The sequence below is a fragment of the Tolumonas lignilytica genome, from assembly GCF_000527035.1.
In the GTDB taxonomy this organism is placed as follows: Bacteria; Pseudomonadota; Gammaproteobacteria; order Enterobacterales; family Aeromonadaceae; genus Tolumonas; species Tolumonas lignilytica.
Window position 1 is genome coordinate 735,239 of the sequence record NZ_AZUK01000001.1, and the last position, 13,318, is coordinate 748,556.

10 protein-coding genes are annotated in these 13,318 nt (G+C 47.5%); 3 read left to right on the plus strand and 7 right to left on the minus strand.

Features of this window, described 5'->3' with window-relative positions; translation table 11 throughout:
• Positions 1 to 13: 13 nt before the first annotated feature.
• Genes lolE through H027_RS0103405 form a run of 3 tightly spaced genes read right to left on the minus strand, consistent with a single transcriptional unit; the run spans position 14 to position 3,166 of the window.
• A complete protein-coding gene (gene lolE / locus H027_RS0103395; protein ID WP_024871132.1) occupies positions 14 to 1,255 on the minus strand; it encodes a lipoprotein-releasing ABC transporter permease subunit LolE in 1,242 nt (413 codons plus the stop codon).
• Positions 1,255 to 1,938, minus strand: a complete 684-nt coding sequence (gene lolD, locus H027_RS0103400; protein WP_024871133.1) for a lipoprotein-releasing ABC transporter ATP-binding protein LolD — start codon at positions 1,936 to 1,938, stop codon at positions 1,255 to 1,257. Before lolD ends, lolE begins: the two co-directional genes overlap by 1 nt.
• Complete coding sequence (locus H027_RS0103405; RefSeq protein WP_024871134.1) at positions 1,931 to 3,166, minus strand: lipoprotein-releasing ABC transporter permease subunit; 1,236 nt, start codon at positions 3,164 to 3,166, stop codon at positions 1,931 to 1,933. The genes lolD and H027_RS0103405 overlap by 8 nt, the downstream gene beginning before the upstream one ends.
• A 76-nt stretch (positions 3,167 to 3,242) precedes the next feature.
• Between H027_RS0103405 and H027_RS0103410 the strand changes: the two genes are divergently transcribed.
• The 3 genes from H027_RS0103410 to H027_RS0103420 all read left to right on the plus strand — a co-directional run bounded on the left by H027_RS0103410 (position 3,243) and on the right by H027_RS0103420 (position 9,116).
• Positions 3,243 to 3,809, plus strand: coding sequence for a PilZ domain-containing protein (locus tag H027_RS0103410; protein ID WP_024871135.1), 567 nt, complete (start codon positions 3,243 to 3,245; stop codon positions 3,807 to 3,809).
• Positions 3,810 to 3,818: 9 nt separating this feature from the next.
• Positions 3,819 to 7,271, plus strand: a complete 3,453-nt coding sequence (mfd, locus tag H027_RS0103415) for a transcription-repair coupling factor (protein WP_024871136.1) — start codon at positions 3,819 to 3,821, stop codon at positions 7,269 to 7,271.
• Positions 7,272 to 7,478: 207 nt separating this feature from the next.
• Entirely contained in the window at positions 7,479 to 9,116 is a 1,638-nt protein-coding gene (locus H027_RS0103420; protein ID WP_024871137.1) for a methyl-accepting chemotaxis protein, read from the plus strand.
• A gap of 99 nt (positions 9,117 to 9,215) precedes the next feature.
• Here H027_RS0103420 and pnp read toward each other — a convergent pair whose 3' ends face one another.
• The 4 genes from pnp to rbfA all read right to left on the minus strand — a co-directional run bounded on the left by pnp (position 9,216) and on the right by rbfA (position 13,300).
• A complete protein-coding gene (gene pnp, locus H027_RS0103425; RefSeq protein WP_024871138.1) occupies positions 9,216 to 11,381 on the minus strand; it encodes a polyribonucleotide nucleotidyltransferase in 2,166 nt (721 codons plus the stop codon).
• Between the two features lie 178 nt (positions 11,382 to 11,559).
• On the minus strand, positions 11,560 to 11,829 hold the full coding sequence (gene rpsO / locus H027_RS0103430; protein WP_024871139.1) for a 30S ribosomal protein S15: 270 nt from the start codon (positions 11,827 to 11,829) through the stop codon (positions 11,560 to 11,562).
• A gap of 92 nt (positions 11,830 to 11,921) precedes the next feature.
• Positions 11,922 to 12,893, minus strand: coding sequence for a tRNA pseudouridine(55) synthase TruB (truB, locus tag H027_RS0103435; protein ID WP_024871140.1), 972 nt, complete (start codon positions 12,891 to 12,893; stop codon positions 11,922 to 11,924).
• A 2-nt stretch (positions 12,894 to 12,895) separates the two neighbouring features.
• A complete protein-coding gene (gene rbfA, locus H027_RS0103440; RefSeq protein ID WP_024871141.1) occupies positions 12,896 to 13,300 on the minus strand; it encodes a 30S ribosome-binding factor RbfA in 405 nt (134 codons plus the stop codon).
• Between the last annotated feature and the right edge of the window lie 18 nt (positions 13,301 to 13,318).

Sequence of the window (13,318 nt, forward strand, 5' to 3'; positions counted from 1 at the left end):
CTCTCGGCTAAGCTCAGCGCCCTAATTCTCTTGCCGGCAAGAGCCGGCTGGCTCGCCATGCCGGGTATAATGTCGCGACCAAGCTCATGACAATGGCAACCGTTGTGACAACAACCACATCCAGAGCATGTAGTTCGGAAGGCAGAAAATCAATGAAGTAGATCTCCGGATTCAGGAATTGATGACCAGAAATTCGTTCAATGACATGAATGATGGACGACAGATATTGAGCCAAAACACTGCCCAATAATGCTCCGCAGCCAGCGCCGACCAAACCGTTAACCATACCTTGGGTCATGAACACGCCCCGGATCTGCCAATCACTCGCGCCCATGGTCTTCAAAATGGCAATATCACCGCGTTTTTCATTCACCGCCATCACCAGCGTGGAGACGATATTAAAGCAGGCAACTGCAACAACCATCAGTAAAACGACATACATCACGGTTCTGACCATTTGGATATCCTGATAAAGATAGCCTTGTGATGTCATCCAGCTACGCAGATACATGCGATAGGGCAATTGATTGGCTGCATGATAGGCAATGCTCTGTGCTGACAAAACATCATTTACTTCAATACTTAAGCCTTGCACTTGATCCTGCCAGCCCAGCATCGATTGCGCATCTTTCAGATGGATGTAGCCCAATAAACCATCCAACTGCCCCCCGAGCTTCAATAAACCCACAACGGTAAACTGACGTTGCATTGGCGCCGCAAATGCAGATTGCGCCTGCCTGTCAGGCACTTGCATGGTCACCACGTCGCCAATTTTAACACCCAGTTTATTGGCAATCTGTTGGCCTAAAATGACGTCATTCTCTCCGGGGTGCAGTGCATCCAGCCCATTCCCTGTCATATACTTTGAGGCTTGAGATATGCTTTTTTCTTCTGCTGGCAGCACGGCGCGTAACTGTGCTGCCTTCATTTTACCGCCCGCCTCCAGCATGCCATTCAAGGAAATCAGCGGTGCCACCGCCGTAATACCCGGCTGCTTTTTTAATATATCTGCGGCCGCATGCCAATCATTTAGCCCCCCGGCGACCATCTCAACTTCAGCATGAGGGATCACGGCCAAAACACGCTGGCGTAACTCGCGTTCAAAACCATTCATGGCCGATAAACCAAGGATCAGCGCCATCACGCCTAGCGCAATGCCGATAATGGACGATGCGGAAATAAAACTGACAAACCGACTGCTGCGACGAGTCCGGCTATAACGTAAACCGACAAACAAGGCATAAGGTTGAAACATCACTCGCCTCCCAGCAATACACCATCCACCATATGCAGTTGACGATGTAACTTGCCTGCCAGTTCACGATCGTGGGTGACAACAACAAACGCCGTACCGAGTTCACTGTTCAGCAGGCACATCAGCTCATAAATAGCCGTTGCACTTTTATGATCCAGATTCCCCGTCGGCTCATCGGCTAAAACCAAGCGGGGTTGGCTCACTAACGCACGCGCAATGGCGACACGCTGCCTTTCCCCGCCAGATAATTCTGATGGTCGATGAGCCAAGCGGTGAGACAATCCCACCCGCTCCAGCATGGCAGAAGCTTGTTGTGTGGCTTGTTTCACCGCCATGCCACCAATCAGCAAGGGCATGGCCGCGTTCTCTAATGCGCTAAACTCACCCAGCAGATGGTGGAATTGATACACAAAACCCAATTGCTTATTACGGAATCGCGCTTGTTGCTGGCTATTCCACTGATAAATATCCTGCTGCTCAAAAAGCACGGAACCGGAGGTGGGTGTATCTAAAGCCCCCATCAGATGCAGTAATGTACTTTTCCCGGAACCCGAGCTCCCGACAATCGCTAACATTTCTTGCTGGAACACAGATAAGCTGATTCCACGAAGCACTGGCGTTTCCACCGTACCTTCCTGGTAGGTTTTAACCAACTGCTGGCAACTTAACAGGATATTATTCATAACGTAACGCCTCCGCCGGACGAATATGAGCGGCACGATAAGCCGGATAAAGCGTCGCCATAAAACTCATGAGTAATGCGCCGCATGCAATCAGCAGGATCTGAGATAACTGCATATCTACCGGTAATCCACTGCCACCGGCGTCCATATAGACATTAAGCCCGATAACACGTAAGACCGAATTCAGGTAATGAGTCAGAATGACACCTCCGACTGTGCCTAATATGCCGCCCAATACGCCACTCCAGATCCCCTGTACAATGAAAATCTTCATCACCGTTGGACTCTGCATTCCCATGGTTCGCAAAATGGCCACTTCACCTTGTTTGTCGAGAACCACCATCACCAGTGATGAAAGAATATTGAAGGCCGCTACTAAAATGATCAGCACCAACATCAAGCTCATGATGTGTTTTTCCATAGCCACAGCACGGAATAACTCACCGCGATCTTTGCGCCAGTCCTGAAATACTAATGGGCTGGGTAATGATGTTTTTGCGATGTCTTCGGTCTGAAAAGCATCGTTCAGCCAAACCCGCCACCCCGTGATACTGTCTGCAGGATAACGTAACAGACGACGGGCATCATCCAGATGAATCAATGCGATTTGGTCGTCCACCGGCGACCCCACATCAAACAAGGCCACCACATGAAACAAACGCTGTGAGGGTATGCGTCCCATCGGGGTAAAGTGGCTCCCCTCGCTGACCAGCACCCGTACCTTATCACCCGGCATTACGCCGAGTTTCTGGGCCAACTCACCACCGAGAATTATATTAAACTGCCCCGCTTGAAGACGATCCAGCGCTGCCGAGCCTAGCGTTTTGCGGAGTAAATCCTGCTTGGGATAATTTTGAGGGTCAATGCCCTGCAACGAGATCGGAGCCAATCCCCCCGGGCTTTGCACCATCCCTTCCGTGGTAATAAAGGGCGCCGCTGCCTGCACATGCGGTAATGTTACGATCAGAGACTGATAGTGCTGCCAGTCGGATAACTGGCCTGATTCCGTCGTGATCACGCCATGAGGCACCACACCTAAAATACGATCTTTTAGCTGTGCCTCAAATCCGTTCATGACCGAACTCACCACGATCAACGCCAGTACGCCAATCGCAATTCCGAAGGTAGAAAAGATGGAGATAAAAGAAGCAAATCGATTATCACCTCTGGCACCGGCATAACGAAGACCAATAGCCAGACTGATAGGTTGAAAAATGAGTGATTTCACGCTGTTTCCAAGCGTTGCGCAATCCAAGAGTTAGCGGATAATAAAGGTAAGACATCCACTCAACAAGGGGTTCTCCTTGAGCGAGCAATATTTTAGTGTGCAACACTGCTTATCTATCAGTGTGATTCCATTGGAACAGGATTTTAAACTGCCTGATCTGGCTTCTTTTGAAGCTGAGATTCCGGAGCCATTTAAAATATCCAATACCCTTGTGCAACTGGATTTAAGCAACGCACGGGCATTACGACAAATCAGTGATGATATTGGTTATCTAGTCGAGGTGATTAACCAGCAATCGCGCAAAATCAACCTGCTGATGGCTCATATCCTTCAACAGGATGACAATCCTCTGCACAGACATCAAACGCACAGTTTTGGTGGTAGCCAACTGACGTTCCATACATCATTACCACTGGAAAAAGGACAGTTATTGCGTTTGAAAATTTTCCTGCGTGAAGAAGCCTGTGCCGTGTATTGCTATGGCCGGGTCACACACATTGAAGGCGAGGAAGAGCGATTATTGGTGACTGCGACGTATGAACTGCTCCGCAATGAAGATCGTGAATTACTGATCCGGGCCTGCAGTCATGAACAATCTCGCCAGTTAAGAGAACGAGCAGAAAAAAAATACCAACTAACCTGAATTTGAGTGATGACGAATTATTTTACTTTTTCACTGAATCCAAAAGCGAATCAGCGGCTTACTTTTGCTCAGCTGCATGGCAGTAGTCTTTCGCTGGCCATTGCAGAGCTGGTCACCAAACAATCTCATCCGGTTGTACTGGTGGTGAATGACACACCAACCGCCTTATATCTGGAACAGGAAATCAGCTTTCTGCTGCAGGAACAAAATATCCCGGTGCGGCTTTTCCCCGATTGGGAAACCCTGCCCTATGATACCTTTTCACCGCATCAGGACATTATCTCACAGCGTATAGAAACGCTTTATCATCTCCCTCGAATGCAACAAGGTCTTCTGATTTTACCTGTTGCAACACTGATGCTGCGCACAGCCCCTTCCAGTTTTATTGACGGTTACAGCCTGCTGGTAAAACCCGGTGATAAACTAGATTTACACAATCTGCGCCGACGCTTGGAACATGCTGGCTATAACGCCGTCGAGCAGGTATTGGAACATGGCGAATACGCGGCCCGTGGTTCACTGCTCGATTTATTCCCGATGGGCTCGTCGCAGCCTTATCGAATCGACTTCTTTGATGACGAAGTCGACACCATCCGGGCCTTTGATCCGGATACTCAACGCTCTCATGAGCCTGTGAAAGAAGTTCGTCTGCTGCCTGCACATGAATTTCCGACAGATAAAAATGCGATCGAAGGTTTCCGGCAACGTTTTCGCGAGCTGTTTGATGCCGGCCGCACACCAGATTCAATCTACCAGCAAGTCAGCAAAGGCTTATGGCCTGCTGGTATCGAATATTATCTGCCGCTGTTTTTTGAACAAACATCAACCTTGCTGGACTATTTACCACCAGCCAGTCTGGTCATGACAGTAGGTGATATTCAGCAAGCCAGTGAGCAATTCTGGTCCGATGTGCAACAGCGTTACGAAGATCGCCGTTATGATTTAAGTCGCCCGCTATTGCCACCCGCCACATTGTATCTGCCAGTGGATCAACTCTTCGGGATTCTGAAAGAACGTACGCAGATCCATTGCCAATCCTTACCTGTAGAAGAAAAAGCCGGACGAACTAATTTACCGGTACATGCGCTACCAGAGTTAACGATCGAAGCCAAACAGCAAGAACCGCTGGAAGCGTTACAACGCTTTTTCAGTCTTTTCAGTGGCCGCATGCTGTTTTCTGTCGAATCAGAGGGGCGGCGCGAAGCACTATTGGAGCTGCTGGCACCACTCCAACTTCAACTCCCCATTCTGAATTCCTTTGAAGCGTTTGCTCAAGGTAATGCCCAGCAGGCCATTATCGTCAGTCCGCTGGAACATGGTTTTATTCTTCCAGAAGCGCAGATTGCCCTGATCTGTGAAAACGATCTGTTTGGTCAGAAGGTCGTACAACGGCGGCGTCGGGATAAAAAAACCAGTACTAATAATGAGGCGATTGTTCGCAATCTGGCCGAATTAACCATCGGCCAACCGGTCGTTCACCTTGACCATGGTGTCGGTCGCTATGTGGGGTTGCAAACCATAGATGCCGGCGGTGTGGCCGCTGAATATCTGACATTGGAATATGCAGGGGCAGATAAGCTCTATGTGCCGGTCACCTCATTACATTTGATCAGCCGCTACAGTGGCAGCGAAAATCCACCGCTGCATAAGCTCGGCGGCGAAGCCTGGTTAAAAGCTCGCAAGAAAGCGGTCGAAAAAATACGGGATGTTGCAGCGGAATTGCTGGATGTCTATGCCAAACGCGCGGCGCGCCCCGGTTTGGCATTTATGCATGACAAACAGGCTTACAGTAAATTTGCCGCCGGTTTTCCGTTTGAAGAAACGCCAGATCAGTTGAATGCAATCAACTCCGTATTAGGTGATATGTGCCAGGCCAAAGCGATGGATCGTCTCGTCTGCGGCGATGTCGGATTTGGTAAAACCGAGGTCGCCATGCGTGCCACCTTTGTTGCGGTGCATGCAGGCAAACAAGTGGCCGTATTAGTACCCACCACGCTGCTGGCGCAACAGCACTATGAAAACTTCCGTGATCGCTTTGCTAACTGGCCGGTCAATATTGAAGTCATGAGTCGCTTTAAAAGTGCCAAAGAACAAAAAGCCGCGATGGAAGCACTGGCTGAAGGCAAAATCGACATCATTATCGGTACTCATAAACTGCTGGCCGAAGATATCCGTTTTAAAGATCTCGGTCTCCTGGTTGTCGACGAAGAACATCGCTTCGGTGTACGGCAAAAAGAAAAAATCAAAGCACTACGGGCCGATGTCGATATTCTGACCCTGACGGCCACACCGATCCCCCGTACGTTGAATATGGCCCTTTCTGGTATGCGGGATCTTTCTGTCATCGCGACACCACCGGCCAAACGGCTTGCCATCAAAACATTCGTTCGACAATACGACAAAGCGGTCGTCCGCGAGGCCATTCTTCGTGAATTAAAACGTGGCGGGCAGGTTTATTACCTCCATAACAATGTGGAAACCATAGAACAGACGGCCACACAGTTGAAGGAACTATTGCCGGAGGCTCGCATTGCCATTGCACATGGCCAGATGCGGGAGCGTGAACTGGAACGAGTCATGACTGACTTTTACCATCAACGTTATAACCTCCTGGTATGTACGACCATCATTGAAACGGGGATCGACGTTCCAAGCGCCAACACTATCATCATGGATCGCGCCGATAACCTAGGTCTGGCGCAACTGCATCAGCTGCGTGGTCGTGTTGGTCGCTCCCACCATCAGGCTTATGCCTATCTGCTAACGCCACATCCGAAACAAATGACCAAAGATGCCATCAAGCGACTCGAGGCCATTGAATCATTGGAGGATCTGGGAGCTGGTTTTGTATTGGCAACCCATGATTTAGAGATCCGGGGTGCCGGTGAGTTACTCGGTGATGAGCAAAGCGGACAAATCGAATCGATCGGTTTTACTCTGTATATGGAAATGTTGGAACAAGCCGTCAACGCATTGAAAGAAGGCAAAGAGCCCTCTCTGGATCAGTTGTTGGCCAATCACACCGATATTGAATTACGCGTTCCGGCTCTATTGCCTGATGAATATATCCCTGATGTCAATATGCGCCTCTCAATGTACAAGCGCATTGCCAGCTGTAATTCTCAAGAAGAGATCGATGAATTAAAAATTGAATTAATCGACCGATTTGGCCTGCTCCCTCAGTCGGCTCAAAATCTGATACAGATTTCACGGTTCCGCCTATTGGCCAAACCATTGGGGCTGAAGCGGATTGAAATAGGCGATCGAGGTGGCTACATTGATTTCACTCAGGAAACAAAGATCAATCCGATGTTCATTGTCAGCCTGATACAAAATCAGCCTCGCCTATATCGCATGGATGGGCCAACCCGCCTGCGCTTTAATTTACCCAGTGATGATGTCAAAACCCGATTCACCTTGGTGGAGCAAATTCTTACTTCATTTACCCAAAACCAACTGTAAATCATCACATCAGACGATATCTCATACTTAATAGAGGTATCGTCTGATACCTAGGTCAAAAAATAAAACATTAATTTTTGCTGATAGTGATTCAGTCGTTTTTTTTGAATCTTCGTTTTTCCCCTTTCCTGTCATATTTAACATACTGAATAAAATTCAACTTTCTGATTTTGTTGCTGTGAACTGAATTCCATAAAGGACGTCACGATGAAAATAGCGCACAAACTTTACTTTTTAATCGCAGTTGGTTTTTTGGGTTGTTTGTTGATAGGGGGGACATCACTTATCAAAATGGCACAAATGAACGAAAATCTCGGTACCATAACTGATAATAACATTCCCAGTATCCGCAATCTGACTCAAACTGAAATTGACTTTTTGACCCTCCGAACCTATGTCATCAGTCACATTACCTACAGTGAAGATGCCAGAGCTATGCGCAGTGCAGAAGATAAATTACGACAATATGAAAAATTAATTGAACAACAAAAAGCGGATATTCAGGCAAACATATCGGATTATGAAAATAAATTTATTCGTGACAATGACGATCGAGCACTTTATCAAAAAGTAAAAGATGAAATAAGAAAATACAATGCATCAGAAGATGCAATAATAGAAATTTCAAAGACATATGAAGCAAAAACAGCTCGTGCCCAATTAGCCGATTTACAGGAGGAAGGGCAAAAAGTAACGGCTGCACTTCAGGAAAATATTGAACATAACAGTCAAAGCGCAGCACAAGATAAACTAAAAGGTGAAAAAAATTATCAGACAGCCCGTTGGACTGTTATGTTGTCTTCATTGGGTGTTCTTGGCTGTTTGCTGACATTGGGTTTGCTTAGTGCAAGTCAGATCCGCCGAGGTGTTAATGATGCTCAGCAAACCATAGCCAAAATTGAAAAAACGCTGGATTTCACACTGCGGGCAAATGATAAAGGCAATGATGAAATCAGCCTGATGTTACGATCCTTTAATCATTTGATCTCTGGCATACAAATGAATCTCAAAGAATTATTGATGGGGGTTCGTGATGTTAATCGTACTGCCGAAGAGTTGCTAAATTCCGCACATCAGGTGACAGAAAGCTCTCAAACACAAAGCGCCTCTTCAGCGCAAATGGCTGCATCGGTAGAAGAAATGACCGTGAGTATTAATCAGGTTTCCGAGCAGGCTGCTGAGGCCAGCCGATGCACCGCAGATGCAGGGAAAAAAGCACAGAATGGTCAACGAGTCATTGATCAAACTGTAGATAATATTCATGCCATAGAAAATGCTGTCGATAACGCGGCCACAGATATAGCAATGCTGGAAGAAAAGAGTCGTGAAATCGCCTCTGTAATTAATGTGATCCGCGATGTGGCTGAACAGACAAATCTGCTGGCACTTAATGCAGCCATTGAGGCGGCCCGTGCCGGAGAGCAAGGTCGCGGCTTTGCTGTCGTTGCCGATGAGGTCAGAAATCTGGCAGCCAGAACAGCAACATCTACCGTTGAAATAGGAAAAATCATTACAGCGATTCAGAATGTATCCAATACGGCAGTCATCAGAATGAAAGAAGCCGTCAGTAAGGTTGAAGCGGGTGTAATGGGGGCAGGTGAAGCCAGAAGCACCATGACAGAAATATGTGACGTGACTGAAACGAGTTTAGAGCTGGTTGCCCATATTTCTGATGCCATCCGGGAACAAGGTTTGGCTACTGACTCCATAGCCCAGCAAGTAGAAAGTGTAGCGGGAATGGCTGAAGAAAATAGCAGTTCCGCCAGCAAATCCGACGAATTGGCTAACCGTCTAGAAAAAGTAGCCGCAAAAATGGAAAAGATCGTATCTGCCTATCAGCTCTGATCCGATAGATACCATCCAAGATGTAGAAAGAGAAATCATCAAACAACAAAAAGGACGCCAAAGCGTCCTTTTTTATTTCATGACCTTAATGCATATCCATTATTCGGTCATTGGTACCTGTTCAACAACAGTATCCTGTTCGACTACTGTTTCAGTTACAGATTCAACAGCAACAGGTTGTTCATCACGTTTGGCTTCTTTAATAGACAAACGGATACGACCTTGACGATCCACTTCCAGCACTTTAGTTCGAACCAGATCACCCACTTTCAGATAATCAGATACGTCTTTCACGCGCTCATCCGTGATCTGAGAGATATGCACCAGGCCATCTTTACCTGGCAGGATGTTGACGAAAGCACCGAATTCGGCCAGACGAGTGACTTTACCTTCGTAGATACGACCGACTTCAACTTCCGCAGTCAGCGCTTCGATACGACGGATCGCTTCCTGAGCCGCTTCACCACTTACCGCAGCAATCTTCACGGTACCATCATCTTCCAGCTCAATAGTTGTACCGGTTTCTTCAGTGAGCGCACGGATCACTGAGCCGCCTTTACCGATAACATCTTTGATCTTCTCTGGGTTGATCTTGATGGTATGGATACGTGGAGCAAAATCAGAGATTTCGTTACGGGCTTCACCAATGGCTTTGTCCATCACACCCAAAATGTGCAGACGCGCTTCACGTGCTTGTTTCAGAGCGATCTGCATGATTTCTTTGGTGATACCTTCAATTTTGATGTCCATCTGCAGCGCAGTAACACCTTCAGAAGTACCAGCCACTTTGAAGTCCATGTCGCCCAGATGATCTTCATCACCCAGAATGTCAGACAGAACCACAAAGCTGTCACCTTCTTTCACCAGACCCATGGCGATACCAGCAACAGAGGCTTTAATTGGTACACCCGCATCCATCAGAGCCAGAGAGGTACCACATACAGAGGCCATAGAAGAAGAACCGTTAGATTCTGTGATTTCTGAAACCACACGAACTACATACGGGAATTCAGCCTGCGAAGGAATAACAGCCGAAACACCACGACGAGCCAGACGGCCGTGACCGATTTCACGACGTTTGGGTGAACCCATCATGCCAGTTTCCCCCACACAGTATGGTGGGAAGTTATAGTGCAGCATGAAACGATCGGTACGCTCACCGGTAATTTCGTCGATAGTCTGAGCATCACGCTCTGTACCCAGAGTACAAGTCACCAGCGCCTGAGTTTCACCACGGGTAAACAATGCAGAGCCGTGAACACGTGGCAGCACACCAGTACCTACACTCAGCGCACGGATCATCTGTGGATCACGACCATCGATACGCGGTTCACCACGCAGAATACGACCACGCACCACATCACTTTCCAGCTCATGGAACAGATCAGCAACTTCACCCGCATCCTGAGTTTCATCAGCAGCAGTAATTTCAGCCACGATACGTTGTTTCAGCGCGGAAATAGCTTCATAACGCACCGCTTTTTCAGTAATACGATAGGCTTCACCAATTTCATTAACTGCCAGTTCAGCAATTTTAGCTTTCAGTGCTGTATTTGCTTCTGGAGCAGTCCAATCCCAAGGTTTATTACCAACATCAGCCGCAAACTCTTTCACCGCATTGATCACAGTCTGCATTTGCTCATGACCGTAAACTACTGCACCCAGCATGACATCTTCAGGCAAAATAGCGGCTTCAGATTCAACCATCAATACTGCCGGTGCAGTACCTGCAACAACCAGATCCAGCTTGCTGTCTTGTAATTCAACTACAGAAGGGTTCAAAACATATTGGTCGTTGATATAACCAACACGAGCCGCACCAATCGGACCATTGAATGGAATACCAGAAATGGCCAGAGCAGCTGAAGTACCAATCATAGCAACGATGTCAGGCGATACAGCCGGATTCACTGACATTACGGTAGCCACGATCTGAACTTCGTTCAGGAAGCCTTCAGGGAACAGAGGACGAATCGGACGATCGATCAAACGGGCAATCAGCGTTTCGCCTTCGCTCGGACGACCTTCACGCTTGAAAAAACCACCAGGAATACGGCCTGCTGCATAGGTACGCTCTTGATAGTTAACAGTCAGCGGGAAAAAATCGCGACCTTCAACAGCTTCTTTTTTGCCAACAACAGTTACAAATACTGCCGTGTCATCCATGCTGGCCATAACAGCGGCAGTTGCCTGACGGGCCATAACACCTGTTTCTAACGTTACAGTGTGCTGACCATATTGGAAGGTTTTTACAATAGGATTCACTTGAATTTCCTTTTATTAATTTCGTCGCTCAAAATGCGCGCTCATTATAGCCGAAGGCGATCAGAATAGGTAAGCAGTGATAGATCGACTTTGGATATATTGGCGTAATTGTCATTGATGTCACGAAAAAACAAAAGGAGGCAAAAGCCTCCTTTTATTCGTATTCACTAAGTATGAATTAGCGACGCAGACCCAGTTTAGCAATCAGATCTTTGTAACGTGCTTCATCTTTGCCTTTCAGGTAATCCAGCATTTTACGACGCTGAGAAACCATACGCAGCAGACCACGACGACCGTGGTGATCTTTAGTGTGTACAGAGAAGTGGCCTTGCAGATGGTTGATCTGGGCAGTCAGCAGCGCTACCTGAACTTCTGGCGAGCCAGTGTCATTAGTACCACGAGAGAAATCAGCAACGATCTTGGCTTTAGCTTCAGCATTTAGTGACATAATGTACTCCTGAGTTAATGAACTGTGAGCCGATCACTAATTCAGCCCACAGAGAAGCTGCGCATTCTAGCACAGCTGAATTTGCAGACAAGCTACTCTGCTTGTTCTTCTTCTGGAAGATCGCCACCAATGCGCACCAGACGCCGCGGGGCCACCTTACCATCATCGTCTATCTCGCCAACGCCGATGAATTCCGCTTCGGGTCCGACCGTCATACGGACGAAACCTTCTTTAGGCGAGTTTGGCACCAGAACAGCTTGACCTTGTGTCACATAGGCCGCCAATACAGCAGGCATATTAACCTCAGGCAAACTATAGACAGCGCTGTCCATTGGTAATAAAAACTGATCCAATCTTTCTCTTGGCGGAATGCCTTGTTCACGGCACTCATCCAAAAGTTGATTCAGTTTTTCCAGATTAAGCATCTTATCGTTCGGATAACCGGCTACCTGCGTGCGACGTAATTGCGTCACATGGGCACCACAACCTAACAATTCGCCTAAATCATCAATCAATGAACGAATATAAGTCCCTTTAGAACAATGCACTTCCAGAGAAAGCATATCGTCCGCAAAAGATTCTAGTTGCAGAGAAAAAATGGTAATGGGTCGAGCTTCACGCTCAATCTCAATGCCTTCACGGGCATATTCATACAACGGACGCCCTTGATGTTTTAATGCAGAAAACATCGATGGCACCTGCAGAATATCACCTCGGAATTTATCCAGAGCCTGATGCAGCTGTTCCTCAGTCACCTGTACCGGGCGAACGGACACGACGGAACCCTCAGAATCACTGGTGTCCGTACGAACACCAAGACGAGCGGTCACCTGATATCGTTTATCCGCATCCAACAGGAATTGAGAAAATTTGGTTGCTTCACCAAAACAAATGGGCAGCATCCCTGTGGCTAATGGGTCCAAAGCACCGGTATGCCCAGCCTTTGCGGCGTTATAGATACGCTTTACTTGTTGCAGCGCATCATTCGAAGTGATACCGCTTGGTTTATCCAGCAGTATAATGCCGTGCACATCACGACCTTTGAAACGACGTCGTCGAGACATCTTTAATCACGATCCTCCTCGTTTTGATCTAACGATTCGCCTCGGCGACGTTGATCATCACGAACAGTGTTAGTCACCAGGTTGGAGATTCGCATCCCTTCAACCAATGTTTTATCGTAAACAAAACGAATTTCTGGCACGACGCGCAGCTTCATCGCTTTACCTAGCAGTATGCGAATATAGCCTGAAGCATCATTCAGCACTTTGACGCCCGCATCAATGTTATCTTCTTCATTCAAAAAGAAGGTCACAAAAATTTTGGCGTGCTGCAAATCGCGGGTCAACTCAACGTCGGAGACAGTCACCATCCCAACACGGGGATCTTTCACTTCACGTTGCAGTATCACAGCAATTTCACGCTGAATTTGTTGCGCAACACGATCTGCACGACCAAATTCTTTTGCCATTTTTAGCTCCGGAACAAA

What these genes read in the sequence shown, in the direction of transcription:
- lolE (WP_024871132.1), bottom strand. Translation starts at nt 1,255, where the DNA reads ATGTTTCAACCTTATGCCTTGTTTGTCGGTTTACGTTATAGCCGGACT.
- lolD (WP_024871133.1), bottom strand. Translation starts at nt 1,938, where the DNA reads ATGAATAATATCCTGTTAAGTTGCCAGCAGTTGGTTAAAACCTACCAG.
- rbfA (WP_024871141.1), bottom strand. Translation starts at nt 13,300, where the DNA reads ATGGCAAAAGAATTTGGTCGTGCAGATCGTGTTGCGCAACAAATTCAG.
- mfd (WP_024871136.1), top strand. Translation starts at nt 3,819, where the DNA reads ATGACGAATTATTTTACTTTTTCACTGAATCCAAAAGCGAATCAGCGG.
- truB (WP_024871140.1), bottom strand. Translation starts at nt 12,893, where the DNA reads ATGTCTCGACGACGTCGTTTCAAAGGTCGTGATGTGCACGGCATTATA.
- rpsO (WP_024871139.1), bottom strand. Translation starts at nt 11,829, where the DNA reads ATGTCACTAAATGCTGAAGCTAAAGCCAAGATCGTTGCTGATTTCTCT.
- H027_RS0103420 (WP_024871137.1), top strand. Translation starts at nt 7,479, where the DNA reads ATGAAAATAGCGCACAAACTTTACTTTTTAATCGCAGTTGGTTTTTTG.